We start from the raw sequence: 21,869 nt of genomic DNA, 5'->3' as shown, positions 1-21,869 counted from the left end.
ATCGTTGCTCTCTATTTTTTAGAAACAGCCATCAAATTAAAATGTTTGCTTATGCAATCAACAATTGTTCCGAACATAAAGCTGCCATTCTTGTTCTAAGCATAGAAACAATTCATACACAGATCATGAGCAAACAGAAAGAAACAAAACCTGAAGAGTTAGAAAAAGACAAACCTGAACAACCAAGGGAGGACAACGAAAAGGTACAATCGGATACTGGGAAACGGCCGGAAGGTGACACCAATCCTCTCCCTCCTAACCCCAATAAGGTCGATGACCACGATGGCGATTAAAGAAAATAGGCAACAAGCAAACGGCCTGTATCCTTTCGGATGCAGGCCGTTATTTTAATAGTTAGTGTGTGTGTGTTTTCTATTTATTATCCAAAAACCGCTTTCAATTTTATGACGATCTTTTGGAGGAATTTGCTTTGTACCAAGTACGGTAAATTTCACGAGAGGAGGATATATTTCTAAAAAAAGTAAAGGGTTTCTCGGTCTCAAAAAATCACAAATCTGTCTTAAAACCACAAAAAATGATGATTTCATCAGAAATAAATTACATGTTTAACCACCTGCTTTTCCGTCAATTTCCATCAATTTCTAATCCATTTCCAGCAAAAAAGGAAGCTAAAATTTACCTATTATCAATAAAAAAGGCCTGAAACGAATTCCAGGCCTTTGGTATTTAGAAAATTAATTGTTCAAGTTTAGTTATGCTTAACTTCCATTTCGTCGACATAATGTTCGTTTGGAACATAATCCGCTTCCATCAATTCAGCATAATCTGTTTTTTCTTTCTTACCCCAACGACGACCGAAACCATCGAAGATTGAGTAAACTACCGGTACGACAACCAAGGTCAATAATAGAGACGATAAAAGTCCCCCGATAATTACAATCGCTAAACCTCTGTTGGTATCTGCACCATCACCAGTTGCCAATGCAATCGGGATCATACCGAACACCATCGCGATGGTCGTCATTAAGATCGGACGTAGACGGGCATGGTTAGCAGCAACCAAAGCATCGTGTGTACTGTCACCATGTTCTTTCCTATGGTTGGCAAAGTCAACCAATAAGATCGCATTCTTCGCCACCAAACCGATCAACATGATGATACCTAAGATGGTAAAGATGTTCAAGGTCTGGTTCGTTAATGCTAGCAACAATAACGCTCCGATGAATGACAATGGAATCGAGAACAATACGACAAATGGAGTAGAGAAACTATCGTAAAGAGCAACCATAACCAAGTACACCAATAAGATGGATGCAATCAAAGCTACTCCTAAGGTACCGAAACCTTCAGTTTGACTTTCCATGTTACCACCCCATACATATACTACACCTGGCTTACGCTCCAACTTAGAGAATCCTTCTTCCCATTCAGCAGCCACGGTACCCATTGGGCGACCAACTACCGAACCTTGGATAGATACCGCTGGTGATTTATCACGACGTTCCAATAAAGTTGGCCCTGATCCGTAACCTACGGTTGCAAACTGATCCAATGAAATGGTAGCTCCCTGGTTATTGATAAACTTCAAGGTTCTCACATCATTGATATTTGCTCTTCCACTCTCAGCGAAACGGATATTGATATCATATTCGTTATCACCTGCGCGGAATTTATTGTCTGTGTTACCCGAAAATGCTGTCTGCATGGTCATACCTACAGTAGCTACATTCAATCCAAGGGAAGTCATCTTATCACGGTCCACCTGAACACGGATCTCAGGGTTACCATCTTCCGAGGTCAATTTCACACCTGTAGCTCCAGGGATATTACGTAAAATCTCTTCCGCCTTGATCGCAAACTCACGTGCATCTTCCAAATCTGAACCCATAACGGTCAATTTCAAAGGTGCCTGCTCTGCTCCCATCAAGCCCATATTTACGGCCGTAACTTTCGAACCGATCAATTTATTCTCCAACTCACGTTTCAAACGAGCTGAATATACCTTCGAACTTTCTGTATAGGTATCTTTTAAGATTACGTGAATCTCTGACTTATAACGCGAACCTGCTGTAGACATTACCCCATCAGAGGATTGACCTACCGTGGTAATGATACTTTCCACTTCTGGTTTAGACTCGATAATCGACTCTGCCTTTTGTGTCAGGAAGTTGGTTTTCTCCAAAGACGCGTCTTTTTCCAATTCCAATTGGATCATGAATTCTCCCTTATCTGATGCTGGGAAGAAGTCAGTACCGATATATCCAAGTCCTACCAATGTGAATGAACCAAAGAATAGAACCAATGCGATAAACAATGTTGCCAATTTGGTTTTCCAGTTTTTCAAACACCACTCTAGGATACCTGTGATCCAATGCGTGAATGCTGTCAATCCAGCTTCAAAACCATGTACAATCTTTCCGATAAAGGAATTAGGATTGATATGCTCTAATTTTCCGAAACGTGAATACAACCAAGGCACCACGGTAAAGGAAACCAATAAGGACAATAAAGTCGAAATAATTACCGTCACACAGAACTGTGCTAGAATATTAGCAACCAAACCGGTTGACATCGCAATAGGCAAGAACACAACCACGATAACCAAGGTAATCGCCGATACGGTAAATCCAATCTCTTTTGCTCCATCATAAGCTGCACGAACCTTATTCTTACCCATCTCCATATGGCGGTGGATATTCTCGATTACAACGATCGCATCATCGACCAAGATACCTACCACTAGGGAAAGACCTAACAAGGACATCAAGTTCAAGGTATATCCCATCAATAACAGACCGATAAAGGTTGCTACCAAGGATAATGGAATCGCAATCATGGTGATCGCCGCATTTCTCAAACTGTGCAAGAAGAACAACATGATAAAACCTACCAAGGCAATCGCGATCATTAAATCGTGGATTACGTTGTCTGCTGCGTTCAGGGTATAATCCGTTGAATCGTTCGCAACTTTGATCTGTATATTATCTGTTTTATAATCTACCTGAACCGTTTCAATGGTTTCTTTCACCAATTTGGAAACCTCAACCGCATTCGCATCCGACTGTTTGAACACCTGTAATAGAATGGTGTTCTTACGATCTAATCGAGCGATTTTTTCGATTTCCTTGATACCATCCTGAACATCGGCAACATCTCTCAAGAAGATCGTTACTCCTGTAGGCGTGGTAATAGGTAAGTTTCTCAACTCTTCAACATCCACAACTTTACCTGCCAAACGGATTGTCGTTCTAGACTCACGTGTGCTCACGTTACCCGTAGGGAAATCCAAGTTGGACTGTGCAATTACGTTCTGGATCTGGGAAATGGATACCCCATAACCCTCTGCTTTTTGTGGATCTACGGAAACCTGGATTTCACGTTCTTCACCACCGACCATGTCTACTTTTGCAACCCCAGAGATACGCGCAAAGATCGGCTGTATCTTGTTGTCCAACAGGTCGTACAACTCTTTCTCCGATTGGTTGGAAGTCACCGCCAAACTCATGATGGCGATATCATCCAAGGAGAATTTATTCAAGGATGGAGCCTCAACATCTTCAGGGAGATCATTGAGGACCGCATTGATCTTCCGCTGGGCATCCGTGAGCAGGAAGTTGACATCCGCTCCATCATTCAGGGTAATCATGACGATCGAAACGTTCTCCAAGGAAGTGGATTCCAATTTCTTGATATTTTCCAACGAGGATACGGCATCCTCAATTTTCTTGGTTACAGTACTCTCAACCTCGGAAGGTGAAGCACCTGGATACACGGTCTGAATGGTAATTACGTTTACCTCAAACTTAGGTATCAACTCATAACCCAATTGGGTATATGAGAATATCCCGCCTAATGTCAATAGTATGAACAATACTATGATTAGACTCGGACGTTTTATCGATATTTCAGTAATCTTCATTTTATGAGTTCGTTCTTAACACAAATTATTTAATGATTTCAACAGGTGAGTTGTTAAACAAGTTGATCTGACCTGAAACAATAACTTGGTCACCAGCTTGCAAACCGCTAAGAACCTCAATATTATCACCAAAGCTTCTACCTGCCACAACCTCTGATTCCACTGCTTTTCCGTTTTTCAAAACGAATACTTTGTTGTCCGAAATACTACCTACGAATGCTGTTCTAGGAACCACCAATACGCTTGAAGTACCGCTTGCTCCGAATACAGCTGTTCCGTACATACCTGCACGCAATTCATTGTTCGGGTTGTTCGCAATCTCGATCTCCACTGGGAAGTTTAAGCTACCATCGGACTTAGGTGCAATGAAAGTAATCTTTCCAGTAAACTCTCTGTCAGCATATACGCTTACTCTTACGTTTACAACTTGTCCAACACGTAGGGTTGCAACATTCTTTTCGTCCACATTCACACGCAATTTCAAGGTGCTCACGTTCACGATATCAAATGCCGGAGTACCTGGGCTTACATAAGCACCTGGTTCAATCTTACGGGAATTTACGATCCCTGCAACCGAAGTTTTGATCGTTACGTCACCCGCAGTCAATTTTGCACTTTTCAAGTTGTTTTTTGAACTCTCAAACTGCAGACGCATCTGATCCACTTGTTGTTGAGTAACACCACCTGTGCTCAGTGCATTCTCATAACGTTGCAGGTTCGCTAGTGCATTATCATAACTTGCCTGTGCATTAGCAACATTCACGTTCAGCTTATCGCCTTCCACGATGGCCAAAGTCTGTCCTGCTGAAACTCTCGATCCTTCATCAACCATAACACGAACCACACGACCACCAGTTTCTGCTGCTACCGTTACTTCCTGTTTTGGCATAAAAGTACCGTTCGCTAGGTATTCTAAGCTCATATTGCTATTCTCGGCCGTATCGATACGAACTGCCACTGCAGCATTCTTCTCAGCTACCGCAGCTGTATCTGCATCATTTTTTGCTTTATTCTTTTGGAGGATAAAGTAGATACCTGCTCCAGCAGCAATGATAACAATTAGGGTAATTAATGTACGTTTCATTTATGTGGTTATATTATTCGTTTACTAATGTTTTTAACTGTCCGTTCGCTTTGATCAACTGAATCTCGGCAATTTTATAATTCAACAAGGAGGTATTCAGGTTGTTCTCTGCCGTAGCCAGTGCATTCTCTGCATCCAAAAGCTCGGTCAAGGTTGCCAAACCGTTACGGTAGTTGTTCTGGGTATCATCCAAAACTTCTTTTGACAGGTCGACGTTTCTTCTGTTCGCATCCACGGTCAACAAACTGTTCTTGATCTGCGCTTTCGCATTTTCATTGGCCAAGTTCAGACCAAGACGTGTATCTTCAATATCAACCTCCAATTGTTTGATCTGGATGGTTGCCTGATTGATCTTTGCTTTGGTAGAACCACCATTGAAGATTGGAATGGATAGGTTCAAGCCTAGTCCTGATGTAGGGAACCATTTGAAGTCATTGCTTCCCGGAATCCCTTGACCGAAACCTTGGTAACCGATATCACCACCAAATGACAATGATGGATAATAGGCAGCTTTCATGCTCTTCCTGTTCAGCTCCAATAACTCAGCTTGTTTTTCCATCAACTTGATCTCGGTCCTACCTGCTAAATCCATGGTTGAAGTTGCCATTTCCAGATTTACATCAAAGGTTTCCTCTGGCAATTCAATATCTGTTTCGATTGGCATACCGATCGCAAACTTCAAGGCATTTTCCTTTAGTTCCAATGCATTGACAACGATCTGTCTCTGCGCCACCAAGTTGTTGATGTTTACTATGATACGATCTAAGTCAATCTGTCTAGCGATACCCGCAGTAACCAAACCTTCAATTACGCTCTTGGTCTTATTGGTATTTTCCAAGTTATTGTCAATGGTTTCCAATTGCAGTTGCGTTTGGAAAACATCGTAATATGCATTGGCAACTTTCTCGATCAAGGACTCATCGGTCAACTGTCTGTTGATGATATAAAATTCGCGCGTTGTCTTTGCTGCTTTCAAGCCAGTGAACAAAGATTGGTTAAAGATCTGTTGGTTCACTGAAAGTCCAGCAGTGGAGTTCCAAGGCTGACCCATTTTAAGGTATTGGGTCTGTCCGCCAACTTCCAAAGGCATACTTGGGATGATGGCATTGTATTTTACACTTGCCGAGCCGTTGATTTGTGGTAAAGCCCCTGCCCTAACTTCGTCGATTTGGTACTCCGAGTTTTCTAGGTCCAGCATCGCCTTTTTGGCTTCTGCTTTATTTTCCAATGCAAATTTTACCGCTTCCTGCAAGGTCAAGGTCTCTTGTGCATGTAACAATGATCCGGATAGCATTCCCGCTACCATAAGGGCCATAAGTTTTGTTTTATTCATTCTATTTGTTGCTAGCTATTCGTGCTTCGAAAATTAGTTTTAGCGCTCTTTTTTGACTCTCAACGATCTTGTCTACATTCGATTCATTCGGAATGCCTGTAATAACATCCGAAATGGTATGAATGATCCCAAGGCCTTTCTGTATTTCTACCAGAGTCTGTGCACATCCTTCCACATCATCCATGATCAATTCGGCAGCTTCTATCGAACGTTGGAACAGCATCTTGATCAAGGCCACCTCACGTTTATAGAAATCCTGCATCACCTCGTTCAAATCCAGACCTTTGATCCAGTCCAGGTTCTCACAGATATGCAACACATAATATTTGCGGGTATAAGCAGCCCTATATTCCAACACATCCATCATCGTCTTCATCAGGTCTCCTGAGTACGATTCGACAATCTCCTTCTCGCCTGCATACACATCATTTCCAATCTTTATCAATACATCTAAAATAAGAGTTGACTTATCTGGGTAATAATAGTAAAGATTGGCTTTTGTAATTCGCAGATCATCGGCAATTTCATTCATTGTGGTTTTATGAAAACCAAAATGAGAGAAGCGTTTCAACGCTGCATCAATGATTTGATCCTTACGGTTCTCCATTTTTTATACCTTTTTTATTTTTGACTTTTTCTAGAAATTGTTCAAAAGTATAAAATAGAAAATAAATAATATCATCCCTTTGTCAAAAAAGTGACGATTAACACTTTTTTAACACAGGACCTACGTTTAGACAAATATTTATAGAAGTTGTTTTTTAATCCTGGCTAAAGATTTTGTGGAATTTCTTCTTATCAAATGAATATAGTTTTGCGGCACGGTAGGATACTCCTTTTTGGAATTCGTTCAATTCTTTGAGGTAACCCAGATTATTGATTTTTTTCCTAAAGTTCCTTTTATCCAGCTGCTTGTTGAGTAAAGCCTCATAGACTTGCTGCAATTGGGTCAGGGTAAATTTGGCTGGCAATAATTCATAGGGAGTGGTAGAAAAAGTGACCGTTTTCTTGAGTCGGTCCAAGCTCAGCTCAATAATATCTTTATGGTCAAAGGCCAGATCTGGCAATTCTGTTACAGGAAACCATTTCAGCTGACGCATATAGGTACCGCCTGAGGAAATTTTATTTTTGACCTCTTCCATCTGTACCAAGGCCATGTAAGCAACCGTCAGGATCCGCCCTTCGGGATGTCGCTTGACCCCGGCAAAGGCGGCCAATTGATCCATGTAAATATCCTTTAACCCCGTCATCTCGAATAGGATACGGGCCACCGCATCGGCCATTTCTTCGTATTTATTCACAAAATAGCCCGGTAGAGCCCACCAATCCTTGTAAGGATATTCATTTCTTTCCGCTAACAATACTTTTAGTTGGCCCTCATCAAATGTCAGAATGACACAATCTATGGTAAAATGTGTTTGCAAAATCTAAATTTATTTTAATTGATCAATTGTTTCCCCTAAAACCTCAACAATAATAAGAATTACACAAACAAATTACTAAAAAAATTTAATAGTGTAAGAAATACACATTATATTCGTATTTCTAAAATATAAGAAAGACCTAATGAACAAGATACGAAGGATTGGCGTTTATACATCAGGAGGAGACGCTCCAGGCATGAATGCAGCCATTCGCGCAGTAGTTCGAACAGCACTTTTTAACGACCTCAAAGTAACAGGTATATTTAGGGGATATGAAGGAATGATCGAGGGAGATTTCACCGAAATGGTAAGTCGCTCGGTAAGTTCTATCCTTCAAAAAGGTGGAACTATTTTGAAATCTGCTCGCTGCCCTGAATTCAGAACTCCTGAAGGACGTAAAAAAGCGTACGAAAATATTAAAAGAGTAGGGATTGACGCCTTGGTGGCAATCGGTGGAGATGGAACTTTTACTGGTGCCGAAGTGTTCTCCCAAGAATATGATATCCCGGTGATGTGTATCCCAGGAACTATCGACAACGACCTATATGGTACGGACTATACCCTTGGTTTTGACACGGCAAACAATACGGTAATTGATGCCATCGACAAAATTAAGGATACCGCCGCATCACATAACCGTTTGTTTTTCGTTGAAGTAATGGGTAGAGACTCTGGATGTATCGCCCTGAATGCTGGTGTAGCTGGTGGTGCAGAAGCCATTATGCTCCCTGAAAAGGACACCGCCATCGAAGAACTCATCGAAATGTTGGAAGTTGCAAAAGATCGAAACAAAACCTCCATGATCGTTATTATTGCTGAAGGTGATAAAAATGGCGGCGCCTATAATGTGGCCAAACGCGTGGAAGAAAAATTTGATTTTTATGACACAAAAGTTAGTATATTAGGACATTTACAACGTGGAGGATCCCCAAGTAGTTTCGACAGAGTACTTGCAACCCGAATGGGATATTTCGCAGTCAATGAACTAATAAATGGCAATAGAAGCGCTACAGTAGGAATACGCGGTAGCAAAATGGTAAGCACCACTCTGGAGGAAGCTTTGCGTGGCAAGGAATTCAAACTGGATGAAGAGCTCATCACTATTGCTGAAGTAATGAACATATAACTTATGATTGCAGTCGTTTTTAGTGGATCAAGATACGCCGATTGGCGACTTGCCGAAAAAGGCAGGATCCTTCATGGATTCCGTACTACCGGTATCAACCCTTATATCCAAGATGAAAGGTTTATCTTTCAACTGCTCAATAAAAACACCCAACTGATCAACAATGCCGAAAAGATCCGCAAGATCTATTTCTTCGGCGCCGGTGCCTCTTCCAAAGAAAGACAGGAAAAGATCGAAAAGGTATTTTCCAATTTCTTCAAGAATGCCAAAGTTAAAGCCAGCCACGATATGCTGGCCTCGGCAATCTCCACCTTCGGAAACGAAAAAGGGATCATTGGCATCATAGGCAGTGGATCAAATGCTGCATATTATAACGGACGTAAAGTCGTCGAGAACAATTATGGTCTGGGCTACATCCTTGCGGATGAAGCTTCTACAAACTGGCAGGCACGTCAGATCCTCAAGGATTTCCTGACCGAGTCCATGCCCCAGGGATTCCGCGAAAAGCTATTGCACAAGCACAACATCGACCGCAAGGTCATCCTGGACAAAACGTACAACAGCCCAAACCCTAACATCTTCCTGACCTCTTTCGCCGACTTCATCCTGGAAAACAAGGATGACCCTTACATGGAAGGAATCATCAAAAAAGGTCTTGAAAAATATGTGAAGACTTATTTGGTCCCCCTTTCGGAGACATACCCTGACTCAACCTTAAATTTCACAGGTTCAGTAGCTAATAATTACGCCGATTGGTTGCGCGAAATCGCCAATGAAAACCATCTGGCCGTGGGCACCATTATTAGGGAACCTGTACAAAACCTTGTTAAATATTTTATAAATAAAAATTAGTAAAAATGAAAATTGGAATTAACGGATTTGGCCGTATTGGCCGTTTAGCATTCAGAGCTGCTGTAAAACGCAGTGATATCGAAGTAGTAGGTATTAACGACTTAGTAGAACCTGATTACTTAGCATACATGTTGAAATACGATTCAACACATGGTCAATTTGACGGTACTGTTGAAGTAAAGGACGGAAACTTGATCGTTAATGGAAAAACTATCCGCGTTACAGCTGAAAAAGACCCTGCAAACCTGAAATGGAATGAAGTAGGTGCTGAAGTTGTTATCGAATCTACAGGTTTCTTCTTGACTCAAGAATTAGCTCAAAAACATATCGAAGCTGGTGCTAAGAAAGTAATTATGTCTGCTCCCGCTAAAGACGACACTCCTACTTTCGTAATGGGTGTAAACCATAAAGATCTTAAACCAGAATACAACATCGTTTCTAACGCTTCTTGTACTACAAACTGTTTAGCGCCTATCGCTAAGGTATTGAACGACAAATTCGGTATCGTAGAAGGTTTGATGACTACAGTTCACGCCGTGACTGCTACTCAAAAAACTGTGGACGGTCCTTCAGTAAAAGACTGGAGAGGTGGACGTGGTGCTTACCAAAACATCATCCCTTCTTCAACTGGTGCTGCTAAAGCAGTTGGTCTTGTATTACCTGAATTGAAAGGTAAATTGACAGGTATGTCTCTACGCGTTCCTACTGCTGACGTTTCTGTTGTTGACTTAACAGTACGTCTAGAAAAAGGTGCTTCTTACGAAGACATCAAAAAAGCAATGAAAGAGGCTTCTGAAGGCGACTTGAAAGGTATCCTTGGATACACTGAAGATGATGTAGTTTCTACTGACTTCTTAGGTGACGCCCGTACTTCAATCTTCGACGCTAAAGCTGGTATCTCCTTGAACGACAACTTCGTGAAAGTAGTATCATGGTACGATAATGAGTGGGGTTACTCAAACAAAATTATCGACCTAGCTCAAGAAGTAGGTAAATTATAAGGATAATTTGATTTGTTCCTGGAAACAGGAATAATCCCTATATGAAAACAGTAGTGGCGAAGAGCTGCTACTGTTTTTTTTGTGCGTACTTTTTGGGAAAAAGTACGCAAGTTCATGTTTGAACCAGGATGTGGCTCGACGGTTATAGAGCGAAGTCGAGATGCCGCTCGCCAACCAGGGATGAGAGGATGGGCCAAGATCTGGGTTTTGAACCAGGATTAAACAGATGTGAGGATGGGCCAAGATTATGGTTAGTTTGTCTGGAAAGTCCTCGATAATGTATGGGCGTATTGCATACGCCCGCCCCATACTAACATAAATTAACATCAATCCTGATTAAAGAAATCCATCGATTTTCAAATTCTCGTTCGAACAAACCCACAACCCAAACCACCAGCGAGGGTGAAATATTTTCCAACACCTTTTATGTGTCACCCTGAGGGCGCCGCCGAAGGGTCTCGGAACGATCCACAATCATTTGAAATAGTTTCCTCATCTTACGATAGCAGAATGACAAACAGCTCTAAATAAAATAAAAAAATAGATTCTTCGCTTCACGCTGAATCCCTCTTTAGCGCTTTTTGGTTCTGAACGTTCAATAAAGAATCTGCAAGCTCCTCCTCCCAAACTGCTTGTCATCCTATACCGAAGGTACAGGACCTGTTCGCCAAAACAGCAATACCGTTTTTGTACAAATAAGGGTTCGGAATGTTGCGAGATGCTTCGGATGAACCTTAGCATGACACATAAAACCTAAACTTAATGACATTGCCCGCTGGGGTTGAATCTTTATAGAAAAATTGGATAGTTAAACGGAAAACCCCAAGAAGGGGTGAAATCTTTGTAGAAACTGGATGATTGTAATGGCCAACCCTCAGCGGGGGTGAAATATTTTTCTACCCTCCCCTTATCTTCCTTGTTCCCCTGCATAAAAAAAGAGCATTTTTTAGAATGCTCTTTTATCAATATGTCATTGATTAATATTCTACTATTTCCCCCAAAAAGCATTTTCAGCTTCTTGATCATCTGAAAACAACCAAACTTCGGTAATCTTTCCATTTTCTACTTTAAACAGGTCAACACCTAACATATCCAATTTGCGTTCTTCTATCGAACCACTGAAACGCAAAGGCATGGCTACCAAATCACCATTGACCATTAAATTACTGTTTGGCGTTAATGCAAAGGTTCCTTTGGAAATTTCCATCATACCAGCAATCATTTTACCGATTTCATCAGGACCATTTTTCAATCCGGAAAATTGATTGTCGCCTGGCTGATGCCATTTAACACCTTCTGAAAAATACGAAAATGCTGTTGGTACATCAGCTTTTCCAAGTGCTTCAGCATATGCAATTACTACTTCTTTTGCTGTCATAATAAATTCTATTAATGTTTATTGTACAAAATTAGAACAATACTTACCTTTGTACAAGTACCTACCTATTGGTACAGTACTTACATATTTGTTAGAAACACTGATTAACAAATGGAAGAAAATAAAAAAATAATTAAGCAGTCCGACGAAAACTGCCCTGTACGGAAATCTTTGGAATTATTGGGCGGTAAATGGACCTTACTGATACTGTTTCAAATAAACGAAAGGGTAATCCGTTATGGCGAACTCAAACGCTGCATTCCCAAAATCAGTGAAAAAATGCTGATTCAAGAATTAAACTCCTTGGTAGCAAACAAATTAGTTTCCAAAAAATCCTATCCCGAAATCCCACCAAGAGTGGAATACAGCCTAACCGATTTGGGCTTAAAAACATTACCCATTGTGGATAAACTGGCTACTTTTGGATTGGAAAATTTGAAATAGAATAATTTAGGTCAGAGAATCAGATAAGCTCAAATCATAATCTAAAGATCGAAAAAGATTTCACCCACTCTGTGGGTTGGACGTTAAATAATTTCAAAATCTATAAAGATTTCACCCCTGCTAGGGGTTTGCTAATTATTCAATCCACATATAATCTTGCCCCATCCTCCCTTCCCTTCCATCCTGGTTCAAAACCCAGATCTTGGTCCATCCTCCCATCCCTTTCATCCTGGTTAAAACCCAGATCTTGGTCCATCCTCCCATCCCTTTCATCCTGGTTCAAAACCCAGATCTTGGTCCATCCTCTCATCCTTTCCATCCTGGTTCAAAACCCAGATCTTGATCCATCCTCCCATCCTTTCAATCCTGGTTCAAAACCCAGATCTTGATCCATCCTCCCATCCTTTCAATCCTGGTTCAAAACCAATTCCCTTAATTTTTCACTAAACGCCATCCCGTTGTCTCCCACCCATCCCCAATCCTTTTCCCAAAAACCAAAACCGAAAACAACCCCTCTTCCCCCATCCCTTCTCAATAAACAAACTCCAATACTCCATCAAAATTTGATCACCTTAGCTTACTTTCCTTTTACTCTCATTCGAGACACATTGCGAAAATTTCGAATATGTCTCGAATGAGACCAAGAGCATTTCCTACATTAAGCTCATCTCCTAATTCAAACTAAAATGGTCCAAAAACAACAAAAGGCGATGTGTAATCCACATCGCCTTTTAGCATTTTTATTAATTCACTTTTTTATAAAAGTGATCTCATCTTATCTCTCTTCTTTCATCAAGAAACCACCACCGATCAAATCATCGCCTTCATAGAACACGGCCGACTGACCTGGGGCAATCCCTTTTACATTATGTACAAAATCCACTTTCATAATATCTCCTTGTTGGGTCAAGGTCGAGATAGCACCTGAATCCTTATATCGGATCTTAGTGATCGCTTCCATTGGTTCATCAAGGGATGCATATTTAACCAGATTGATGTTCTTGACAAATGCTTGGCTTCTTTCCAGTTCATGTTCCTCACCTAATACCACCGAATTGGATTCCGGTAAGATCTGGATCACAAACATTGGCTTACCTAGGGCAATTCCCAAACCTCTACGCTGTCCGATCGTGAAATACGGATAGCCAATATGCTGACCTACTACAGTACCGTCAGAAAGGATAAAATTACCCGGTCCGATCTCTTGGTCCAAGGTAGGGCGTTTATGTCTTAGGAAGGAGCGATAATCGTTGTCAGGCACAAAACAGATCTCATAGCTCTCCGATTTATTCGCCAATTCCTTTTGGTCCATATCTAGTGCCATCTGGCGGATTTCCTTTTTGGTAAAACTTCCCAAAGGAAACTGCGTCCTTGCCAAGTTCTCCTGGGAAACGCCCCAAAGTACATACGACTGGTCTTTGTTTTCGTCCTTACCTTTGGAGATCACATATCTTCCGTTGTCATGCATGCGGATATTCGCATAGTGACCGGTAGCAATAAATTCACAGTCCAATTTATCGGCACGCTTCATCAAAGCTTCCCATTTGATATGGGTATTGCACAGCACACATGGATTCGGAGTTCTTCCGGCAATATATTCATCAACAAAATTGTCAATCACATAATCTCCAAATTCTGAACGAATATCAAGGATGTAATGCGGGAAGCCATAGTTTACAGCCAATGTCCTTGCGTCATTGATACTGTCCAGACTACAACATCCTGTTTCCTTTGAAGAGCCGCCGGAACTAGCATAATCCCATGTTTTCATCGTGATCCCGATGACCTCATATCCTTGTTCGTGTAGCATGACTGCAGCCACGGAGCTATCCACCCCACCGCTCATTGCTACCAAAACTCTTCCTTTTTTACTCATAATATTTTATTGAAGTGCAAAGATACCGTTATTTGCCCATTCCCAATGTTTATTTGATGTAATTTTATCTCAATCAAAATCAAGACTTTGAATATTTCAACGAAAATAATTAAGGCAAAAGTTTTAGAATTCGAAAAAGGACGGTATATTTGCATCGCAAGTTCGGTAACGGACATGTCAAAAAAAGGTGCCATAGCTCAGTTGGTAGAGCAAAGGACTGAAAATCCTTGTGTCGCTGGTTCGAATCCAGCTGGCACCACCAAAAATCTGGCAAGTAACAGATTCTAAAAACAAAAACTTGAAGGTGCCATAGCTCAGTTGGTAGAGCAAAGGACTGAAAATCCTTGTGTCGCTGGTTCGAATCCAGCTGGCACCACAGAAAAAATCCTCAATGAAAATTGAGGATTTTTTGTTTTTGACCGATTTCAATTTTTTCGATAAGGCAAGAATTAACTTTCTCATTACCAAAAAATTACCTTATACCCTCAGATCATTTATATACAGAAGTCCGAAATCCCTTACCCTATCCTTCCCCGTATTTTCCGTCATTTCCCGTTACAAAGCATTACAATTTCCATAATTTCAACAATACCTTGCTCTCTTTATTAATTTTATAACATTAATAGTCAATCAGTTATCATATAAAAAAAGTAATTACGTAAAATACCTACCGTTAGGTATTCATTTATTGGCTTTTATACAATATATTCGGAATACAGAGATTTGGAATTCTAATAATTGGGATTTCAATATAAACCTTAACACCGACGACTATTAATTGCAGTAGACAAACAGAGAGTTTCAAGAATTATATTAAAAGTGGAAATCATGTGTTCCCTACACAATTTCTTATATAAGCCGTCCTGGCTATTATTGTTAAACAGAAAAATGGCTAGATATTCCGCATCTAGCCATATTTTTTTGATTGATTTTCAAAGTTCTGCCTTGCTCTTACAAATAGCCGAGCAAATAATAGATTATGATAAATACCACTATGGTTCCAAAACATCCGAGGCCCATCTTCTTGGCGCCCCAGCCTGCTATCAGTGCTCTAAAAAATTTGTTCATAAGTTGATCTAAATTGTTTACCAATCCTATCAACAATAATCTGGAATAAATGTTTGACTATGTATATCTCGAATTGCAATATCTTCTGAAAAATGAGCATGCAAGGCCCTACCATCTCCGTGCAAAGTCCAGATAGCTTTTGGCTTTACCTTACCCACAAAATATAGGATATCATTCCAATCCACATGGTCGGACAGAAATAGGCTGATATCGTTCTGAGCCTGCAAGCGCTCCCATCCCGAGGCAAATGCCTTAAGCACATTCTTTGCCCTGCGGTAACTGTTGAAGGTCAGTGGTGGCACCAGATAGATCTTGTTGTCGCCGGCTTCTTTCATGGATTTTCTGTTGTACTGCTCGTATCTCAAGGGTACATCTATGAATTGATCATAGATGCGATGGATTGGCATGATCTGGTAGTGCAGTAACACCTCTTTATGCGGGAGATGTTCATTGAGCAGGGCGGTAATACGCTGGGCTTTCCCCAGGGAATAACAGCCCAAAAGAATATTGCTCCTGACATCCAGTTTCATGATTTCGGAAACAGGATCAGGATGTTTGGTCTCTGGATTGGCGAAAGTCGTTTCGGTAATCAAAACCTCTGCCTCTACGATCTGAATAGGTTCGCAGGTACGGTCTTCCTGCAACTTATAGTCGCCGGTATACAGGTACCTCACGCCTTTGTAGATCATCATGATCTGTGCGCTGCCCAGGATATGGCCAGCTGGATATAGATAGATATCGACCCCATTGATCTGAAAAAATTCAGAAAACCCCTTGATATGGTAAGAATCCAAGGCTTGTTTGGGGTATCGGTACTGCATAATGGCAGCTGTACCCGCAGTACAATAGATATTTCTATGGCCAGGGGACGCATGGTCACCATGGGCATGGGATACGACGGCATGCTTGACCGGATATAGGGGGTCTATATAGAAATCGCCATAGGAACAATAATATCCTTTATCTCTTTTTACTAGAAAGTCTTCAATAATCTGCATTAGCTTGTTTTTCCTTGAATAAATTTCTGATGCAGTTCCATCACCTGCTCAATCAGGCTATGCTGATCATCGTTATAGACGATGCAATCGCTTAGCTTTTCCTTTTCCTCTTCGGGCATCTGTTTATTTATCCTTCTCAGCACCTCTTCCCTGTCCACTTTATCGCGCTGCATCACCCTTTCGATCCGGAGTTCCAATGGAGAAACCACCAGGATGGTGAAATCCAAAGCTTTATAGGATCCGCTTTCAAATAAGAGTGCGGCTTCTTTGACACTATATATGGAAGTCTGGGCTGCTGCCCAATCTTCGCCATCCTTGATCACCGCAGGGTGAACGATGGCATTCAGTTTTTTCAGTTCTTCGGCATCGGAAAAGACCCGTTTACCGAGCCATTCTCTATTGAGGCTACCATCTTCAAAATAGACCTCTTTGCCAAAGGTTTGCATCAGGGATTGACGGACCGCATCGTTCTTTACCATGATATCCTTGGCTTCCCTATCGGCATCATAGGTCGGTATGCCCAAGACCTTGAATATCTTGGTCACTACGCTCTTGCCGACGCCGATGCCTCCTGTAATCCCGATTTTTAAACCCATATTATCTCCTTACAAAAAAATCAACATTCTGAGGTTCTACGCTCAATACCTTGACATAATCAGGCATTTTGGTAATGATGACCGGTAAGCTGGAAACCTTATGGTCTTTCCATGCATCCAGATCCACCACCGCCTCAAAATCCCTAGAAGTATATTTATTATAATCTTTTACAGCCAACAAAATGGTTGCCCGAACCTTACTCGGCAATACGCGAACCGAAGTATAGCCCTTGCTGTTCTCCACTTTGATCGGCAGTTCGATCACCTTCTCCGTAATCTCTCCGACCGGTACGATCACTTCTGCAAAGGTCGGATAGATTGTAATGTTAGTTCTTTGCTGCTTATTCAAATAAGCGACGGTACGGACATCGGTATTGACATCCTTGCCCTTGATGGTATCGGTCTCCAGGTATTCAATACTAGCCACATCTTCCAATGGGCCCGTAATGGTAACATATTCGGGATTGGTACGGGTTTCGCCGATCACGCCGTATTGCCTTTGGAAAGTCAGGCTTTCTACGGCTTTGACCGGAACCTTACGCTGGGTCTGTTTCGAGAAATCGAAGTAAAGGGTATCGGGCGAAACGGCAACGACCTGCTTATCCGTAGGGAACTGCCTATTGATGAAACCGATCTGGTTACCAAAGACGATAAAGTTCCGTGATTTAAGCCCTGAAAGGTCGACCTGTATTTTTGCGGTATCGGGGTGCAAGCGTTCCATGAACACCTTCCAGCCGGACATCTTGATCTTGACGGTAACCGTATCCGATTGAAGGGGATGGAAAGCTTTGTTTTCCGGCAAATTAACATAGGACATGCTCGCCTTTTTGGTGAAGGTATAATCACTGGAAATTGCAAACAAGGTCCAAGCTAAAAAAGAAATGATGATACAACGCAGGAAAATGGATAATTTTCGACGTTGCACTTTGTTAATCCGCCTTAAAGCCATTCTACAAATGTAATATTTTGTGAGCAAAAATCACATTTTGACAGTAGCATGAGCTATCCGGCTCAAAAAGCGGAATCCTTAGCAAAAAGATGCCATTTTCAGCCGGTTTATTCTTAAAATATTACGTAACTTTGCAGAATAATTGAAGGACGTTCAAATTCACTTTAATAATGATTCATTTCTTCGTGAACCCATTGAACACAGTTTATGCTGTTCAAACCCAAAATGATTTATCTACTGAAGATATCTCCAAACTAAACTGGCTTTTCGGCAACTCTAAAAAACTCGACGAACAAACGCTTAACGACTACTACGTAGGTCCGAGAGCCGCTATGGTAACTCCTTGGAGCACCAACGCCGTAGAGATTACCCAGAACATGGGAATCAGCGGGATTATTCGTATCGAAGAGTTTCAAAAGGTTACGGAAGATTTCAAGGATTTCGATCCGATGATTTCCCAAAAGTTCAGTGCCTTGACTCAGGATATGTTTACCATCAACATCAGCCCTGAACCTATTTTGGATATCGACGACATCGAGGCTTACAACCAGTCGGAAGGATTGGCATTGAGCCCTGAGGAAGTAGAATATCTAAACAAGCTAGCTGAGAAGATAGGCCGTAAGCTGACGGACTCCGAGGTTTTCGCTTTCTCGCAAGCAAATTCTGAACACTGTCGTCACAAGATCTTCAACGGTACCTTCGTGATCGATGGTGAGGAACAGCCTACATCCCTATTTAAATTAATCAAGAAAACTTCAGAGACCAATCCGAATGAGATTGTTTCTGCCTATAAAGATAATGTGGCCTTTATCAAAGGTCCTAAAGTAACGCAGTTTGCTCCTAAGACAGCAGACAAGCCAGATTTCTATGAAGAGAAGGATTTCGATTCGGTTATTTCATTGAAAGCTGAAACCCATAACTTCCCGACTACGGTTGAACCATTCGCAGGAGCGGCAACTGGTTCGGGTGGCGAGATCCGTGACCGTCTAGCTGGTGGTCAAGGTGCACTTCCGCTTGCAGGTACTGCAATCTACATGACAGCCTATTCACGTTTGTTGAATGACCGCCCATGGGAAAAGGCAATGGAAGAAAGAAAATGGTTGTACCAAACGCCAATGGACATCCTGATCAAGGCATCCAATGGTGCTTCTGATTTTGGAAACAAATTCGGTCAACCCTTGATCACAGGTTCTGTCCTTACTTTTGAACATGAAGAAGATGGTCGTAAATTGGGTTATGATAAAGTAATCATGCAAGCTGGTGGTATCGGTTATGGCAAGTTGAACCAGGCCAAGAAACATGAGCCACAAGCTGGAGATAAGATCGTGATCCTAGGTGGTGAGAACTACCGCATCGGTATGGGTGGTGCAGCGGTATCCTCAGCGGATACAGGTGCATTTGGTTCAGGTATTGAATTGAACGCCATCCAACGCTCTAATCCAGAGATGCAAAAGCGTGCTGCCAATGCCATCCGTGCTTTCGTGGAAAGTGATGTAAACCCTATCGTTTCCATCCATGATCATGGTGCCGGTGGACACTTGAACTGTCTTTCTGAATTGGTGGAAAATTCAGGTGGTCTGATCGACCTGGACAAACTTCCGGTTGGAGACCCTACCCTTTCTGCTAAAGAAATCATCGGTAATGAATCTCAAGAACGTATGGGCTTGGTGATTGCAGATGAGGATATCGAGAAATTGAAGACCGTTGCTGATCGCGAACGCTCGCCAATGTATACCGTTGGTGATGTGACAGCTGATCATCGCTTTACTTTCGAATCAAAGAAAACTGGTGAGAAACCTATGGATTATGCCCTAGAGGATTTCTTCGGTTCATCACCAAAAACAATCATGAACGATAAAAAGGTTCAGCGCAATTATGCTGACCTGGAATATACTGTAAACGAGGTCCCTAATTACCTAAACCATGTCCTTCAATTGGAAGCGGTTGCTGCTAAAGATTGGTTGACCAATAAGGTGGACCGTTGTGTGGGTGGCCGTGTTGCAAAACAGCAATGTGCCGGTCCTTTGCAATTGCCATTGAACAACGTTGGGGTGATGGCCTTGGATTATAAATCTAAAGAGGGTATCGCTACGACAGTTGGACATGCTCCTTTGGTAGCTTTGGTAGATCCAGTTGCTGGATCGAGAAATGCCATCGCTGAGGCGCTTTCTAACTTGGTTTTCGCTCCTATCTACAATGGCCTGAAAGGTGTTTCCCTTTCGGCAAACTGGATGTGGGCTTGTAACAACGAAGGCGAAGACGCTAGATTGTACCAAGCGGTACAGGGATGTTCTGACTTTGCAATCGAATTAGGTATCAATATCCCTACTGGAAAGGATTCACTTTCCATGAAACAGAAATATCCGAATGGTGAGCATGTAATCGCTCCTGGAACGGTAATTATCTCTGCTGGTGGTAACTGTACTGATATCAACAAAGTAGTGGAGCCTGTTTTGAAGAAAAACGCTGGTTCGATCTACTATATCAACCTTTCTCAGGATAGCTTCAAACTTGGAGGTTCCACCTTCGCACAGGTATTGAACAAAATAGGTTCGGATGTTCCGACCATTCAGGATGCACAGTATTTCAAGAAAGCATTTAATGCGGTTCAGGAATTGATCAATAACGGGCAGGTTGCTGCAGGTCATGACATCGGTTCTGGTGGTTTAATTACTTCTTTACTTGAACTATGTTTTGCAGATGTGGATTTGGCTGCTGAATACGATCTTTCAAGCTTGAACGAAGCGGACAGTGTAAAAGCATTGTTCAATGAAAATATCGGCTTGGTTCTTCAGGCGAAAGAAGATGCTGCATTTGAAAAAGCATTGGTTGAAGCAGGTGTTGAAGCTTTCAAAATCGGTAAAGCGATCAATGGTACTTCCGTGAGCATCAAAAACAATGCGGATTCATTCCGTTTTGATGTAGCTGAAACAAGAGATACTTGGTTCAAGACTTCGTACTTATTGGATCAAAAGCAATCGAAAAACGGAACTGCTGACGAGCGTTTCAAAAACTATAAAAATCAGCCTTTGCGATTTTACTTCCCTGCTCAATTTGATGGTAAGAAACCAGTGATTGACGGAAGCAAAGCTCGTCCTAAGGCGGCGATCATTCGTGAAAAAGGCTCAAACTCGGAAAGAGAGATGGCAAATGCGATGTTCCTTGCAGGATTTGATGTGAAGGATGTTCACATGACGGACTTGATCTCAGGTCGCGAAACATTCGAGGACATTCAGTTCATCGGTGCTGTGGGAGGTTTTTCTAACTCTGACGTTTTGGGTTCGGCAAAGGGTTGGGCAGGTGCTTTCCTTTACAATGAAAAGGCTAAGACTGCTCTTGAAAACTTCTTTGCTCGTCCTGATACCCTTTCTGTAGGTATCTGTAATGGATGTCAGTTGTTCATGGAGTTGGAACTGATCAACCCAGAGCATGAAGTTCACGGAAAGATGTTGCATAACACTTCCCAAAAACACGAATCAAACTTCGTATCGGTGAAGATACAGGAAAACAACTCGGTCATGTTGTCTACCCTTGCGGGTTCAACATTAGGTGTTTGGATCTCTCATGGTGAAGGAAAATTCAATTTGCCAAACCAAGAGGATCAATATAACATCGTAGCGAAATATGCTTACGATCAATATCCACACAATCCAAACGGATCGGATTTCAATACGGCAATGATGAGTGACAAAACTGGTCGCCACCTGGTAACCATGCCACACATCGAACGTTCAGTTTTCCAATGGAACTGGGCAAACTATCCTGATGGACGCAAAGATGAGGTTTCTCCTTGGTTAGAAGCTTTCGTTAATGCCCGTAAATGGATTGACAACCAAAGCAAATAAGTTGGAATAACGTAA

17 protein-coding genes and 2 tRNA genes are annotated in these 21,869 nt (G+C 41.7%); 8 read left to right on the top strand and 11 right to left on the bottom strand.

Translation table 11 applies throughout. From position 1 onward, the window contains the following. The first annotated feature begins 125 nt into the window (after positions 1-125). Complete coding sequence (locus tag RT138_RS17460) at positions 126-293, top strand: hypothetical protein (protein ID WP_313191676.1); 168 nt, start codon at positions 126-128, stop codon at positions 291-293. A 416-nt stretch (positions 294-709) separates the two neighbouring features. Here RT138_RS17460 and RT138_RS17455 read toward each other — a convergent pair whose 3' ends face one another. The 5 genes from RT138_RS17455 to RT138_RS17435 form a co-directional block, all read right to left on the bottom strand. Beyond that, positions 710-3,880 (bottom strand): efflux RND transporter permease subunit, encoded by a 3,171-nt coding sequence (locus RT138_RS17455; protein WP_313191675.1) that lies wholly within the window; start codon positions 3,878-3,880, stop codon positions 710-712. A 25-nt stretch (positions 3,881-3,905) separates the two neighbouring features. Beyond that, positions 3,906-4,964 carry an efflux RND transporter periplasmic adaptor subunit gene (locus RT138_RS17450; protein WP_185214237.1) on the bottom strand — a complete coding sequence of 353 codons (1,059 nt, stop codon included), beginning with the start codon at positions 4,962-4,964 and terminating at the stop codon, positions 3,906-3,908. 13 nt (positions 4,965-4,977) lie between these two features. Beyond that, positions 4,978-6,279 carry a TolC family protein gene (locus RT138_RS17445; protein ID WP_313191674.1) on the bottom strand — a complete coding sequence of 434 codons (1,302 nt, stop codon included), beginning with the start codon at positions 6,277-6,279 and terminating at the stop codon, positions 4,978-4,980. Between the two features lie 19 nt (positions 6,280-6,298). After that, on the bottom strand, positions 6,299-6,904 hold the full coding sequence (locus tag RT138_RS17440) for a TetR/AcrR family transcriptional regulator (protein WP_313191673.1): 606 nt from the start codon (positions 6,902-6,904) through the stop codon (positions 6,299-6,301). Positions 6,905-7,058: 154 nt separating this feature from the next. Beyond that, positions 7,059-7,721 carry an NrtR DNA-binding winged helix domain-containing protein gene (locus RT138_RS17435; RefSeq protein ID WP_185214234.1) on the bottom strand — a complete coding sequence of 221 codons (663 nt, stop codon included), beginning with the start codon at positions 7,719-7,721 and terminating at the stop codon, positions 7,059-7,061. A 142-nt stretch (positions 7,722-7,863) separates the two neighbouring features. On the opposite strand from RT138_RS17435, the gene pfkA reads away from it, so the two are divergent. Genes pfkA through gap form a run of 3 tightly spaced genes read left to right on the top strand, consistent with a single transcriptional unit; the run spans position 7,864 to position 10,700 of the window. Further along, positions 7,864-8,847, top strand: a complete 984-nt coding sequence (gene pfkA, locus RT138_RS17430) for a 6-phosphofructokinase (RefSeq protein WP_313191672.1) — start codon at positions 7,864-7,866, stop codon at positions 8,845-8,847. A 3-nt stretch (positions 8,848-8,850) separates the two neighbouring features. After that, complete coding sequence (locus RT138_RS17425) at positions 8,851-9,699, top strand: hypothetical protein (protein WP_313191671.1); 849 nt, start codon at positions 8,851-8,853, stop codon at positions 9,697-9,699. 5 nt (positions 9,700-9,704) lie between these two features. Then, positions 9,705-10,700 carry a type I glyceraldehyde-3-phosphate dehydrogenase gene (gap, locus tag RT138_RS17420; protein ID WP_185214231.1) on the top strand — a complete coding sequence of 332 codons (996 nt, stop codon included), beginning with the start codon at positions 9,705-9,707 and terminating at the stop codon, positions 10,698-10,700. A 988-nt stretch (positions 10,701-11,688) separates the two neighbouring features. Here gap and RT138_RS17415 read toward each other — a convergent pair. After that, on the bottom strand, positions 11,689-12,078 hold the full coding sequence (locus RT138_RS17415) for a nuclear transport factor 2 family protein (RefSeq protein ID WP_313191670.1): 390 nt from the start codon (positions 12,076-12,078) through the stop codon (positions 11,689-11,691). Positions 12,079-12,189: 111 nt separating this feature from the next. Between RT138_RS17415 and RT138_RS17410 the strand changes: the two genes are divergently transcribed. Beyond that, complete coding sequence (locus RT138_RS17410) at positions 12,190-12,522, top strand: helix-turn-helix domain-containing protein (RefSeq protein ID WP_313191669.1); 333 nt, start codon at positions 12,190-12,192, stop codon at positions 12,520-12,522. Positions 12,523-12,661: 139 nt separating this feature from the next. Here the strand turns inward: RT138_RS17410 and RT138_RS17405 are convergent, their stop codons facing one another. Both RT138_RS17405 and mnmA read right to left on the bottom strand, forming a co-directional pair. After that, positions 12,662-12,841, bottom strand: coding sequence for a hypothetical protein (locus RT138_RS17405; RefSeq protein WP_313191668.1), 180 nt, complete (start codon positions 12,839-12,841; stop codon positions 12,662-12,664). A 456-nt stretch (positions 12,842-13,297) separates the two neighbouring features. Beyond that, positions 13,298-14,398 carry a tRNA 2-thiouridine(34) synthase MnmA gene (gene mnmA, locus RT138_RS17400; RefSeq protein WP_093098082.1) on the bottom strand — a complete coding sequence of 367 codons (1,101 nt, stop codon included), beginning with the start codon at positions 14,396-14,398 and terminating at the stop codon, positions 13,298-13,300. 186 nt (positions 14,399-14,584) lie between these two features. Here mnmA and RT138_RS17395 point away from each other — a divergent pair. Together RT138_RS17395 and RT138_RS17390 are read left to right on the top strand one after the other, a co-directional pair. Next, positions 14,585-14,660: transfer RNA gene (locus tag RT138_RS17395), tRNA-Phe, on the top strand. Positions 14,661-14,701: 41 nt separating this feature from the next. Beyond that, positions 14,702-14,774 (top strand) — tRNA-Phe (locus RT138_RS17390). Positions 14,775-15,495: 721 nt separating this feature from the next. Here RT138_RS17390 and RT138_RS17385 read toward each other — a convergent pair. From RT138_RS17385 to RT138_RS17375, 3 genes are read right to left on the bottom strand one after another with little or no spacing between them, the layout of a single operon-like run. Then, positions 15,496-16,464, bottom strand: coding sequence for an exonuclease (locus RT138_RS17385; protein WP_313191667.1), 969 nt, complete (start codon positions 16,462-16,464; stop codon positions 15,496-15,498). Further along, positions 16,464-17,060, bottom strand: a complete 597-nt coding sequence (gene coaE / locus RT138_RS17380; protein WP_313191666.1) for a dephospho-CoA kinase — start codon at positions 17,058-17,060, stop codon at positions 16,464-16,466. Before coaE ends, RT138_RS17385 begins: the two co-directional genes overlap by 1 nt. Before the next feature lies 1 nt (position 17,061). After that, positions 17,062-18,009 (bottom strand): YbbR-like domain-containing protein, encoded by a 948-nt coding sequence (locus RT138_RS17375; RefSeq protein ID WP_185217539.1) that lies wholly within the window; start codon positions 18,007-18,009, stop codon positions 17,062-17,064. A gap of 170 nt (positions 18,010-18,179) precedes the next feature. Between RT138_RS17375 and purL the strand changes: the two genes are divergently transcribed. Beyond that, positions 18,180-21,854 (top strand): phosphoribosylformylglycinamidine synthase, encoded by a 3,675-nt coding sequence (purL, locus tag RT138_RS17370; RefSeq protein ID WP_313191665.1) that lies wholly within the window; start codon positions 18,180-18,182, stop codon positions 21,852-21,854. Positions 21,855-21,869: the final 15 nt, after the last annotated feature.

Origin of the sequence: Sphingobacterium sp., assembly GCF_032065005.1 — a bacterium.
Taxonomy (GTDB): Bacteria; Bacteroidota; Bacteroidia; order Sphingobacteriales; family Sphingobacteriaceae; genus Sphingobacterium.
Note: the sequence above shows the minus strand (reverse complement) of the source record. Positions and strands in the feature narration are given on the sequence as shown.

Bases quoted from the DNA above. Each gene is read 5' to 3' on its own strand.
- RT138_RS17385 (WP_313191667.1), bottom strand. From the start codon at position 16,464: ATGCAGATTATTGAAGACTTTCTAGTAAAAAGAGATAAAGGATATTAT.
- coaE (WP_313191666.1), bottom strand. From the start codon at position 17,060: ATGGGTTTAAAAATCGGGATTACAGGAGGCATCGGCGTCGGCAAGAGC.
- RT138_RS17455 (WP_313191675.1), bottom strand. From the start codon at position 3,880: ATGAAGATTACTGAAATATCGATAAAACGTCCGAGTCTAATCATAGTA.
- RT138_RS17425 (WP_313191671.1), top strand. From the start codon at position 8,851: ATGATTGCAGTCGTTTTTAGTGGATCAAGATACGCCGATTGGCGACTT.
- pfkA (WP_313191672.1), top strand. From the start codon at position 7,864: ATGAACAAGATACGAAGGATTGGCGTTTATACATCAGGAGGAGACGCT.
- RT138_RS17405 (WP_313191668.1), bottom strand. From the start codon at position 12,841: ATGGAAAGGATGAGAGGATGGACCAAGATCTGGGTTTTGAACCAGGAT.
- RT138_RS17445 (WP_313191674.1), bottom strand. From the start codon at position 6,279: ATGGCCCTTATGGTAGCGGGAATGCTATCCGGATCATTGTTACATGCA.
- RT138_RS17460 (WP_313191676.1), top strand. From the start codon at position 126: ATGAGCAAACAGAAAGAAACAAAACCTGAAGAGTTAGAAAAAGACAAA.
- RT138_RS17410 (WP_313191669.1), top strand. From the start codon at position 12,190: ATGGAAGAAAATAAAAAAATAATTAAGCAGTCCGACGAAAACTGCCCT.
- RT138_RS17415 (WP_313191670.1), bottom strand. From the start codon at position 12,078: ATGACAGCAAAAGAAGTAGTAATTGCATATGCTGAAGCACTTGGAAAA.
- RT138_RS17375 (WP_185217539.1), bottom strand. From the start codon at position 18,009: ATGGCTTTAAGGCGGATTAACAAAGTGCAACGTCGAAAATTATCCATT.
- purL (WP_313191665.1), top strand. From the start codon at position 18,180: ATGATTCATTTCTTCGTGAACCCATTGAACACAGTTTATGCTGTTCAA.
- mnmA (WP_093098082.1), bottom strand. From the start codon at position 14,398: ATGAGTAAAAAAGGAAGAGTTTTGGTAGCAATGAGCGGTGGGGTGGAT.
- RT138_RS17450 (WP_185214237.1), bottom strand. From the start codon at position 4,964: ATGAAACGTACATTAATTACCCTAATTGTTATCATTGCTGCTGGAGCA.
- RT138_RS17440 (WP_313191673.1), bottom strand. From the start codon at position 6,904: ATGGAGAACCGTAAGGATCAAATCATTGATGCAGCGTTGAAACGCTTC.
- gap (WP_185214231.1), top strand. From the start codon at position 9,705: ATGAAAATTGGAATTAACGGATTTGGCCGTATTGGCCGTTTAGCATTC.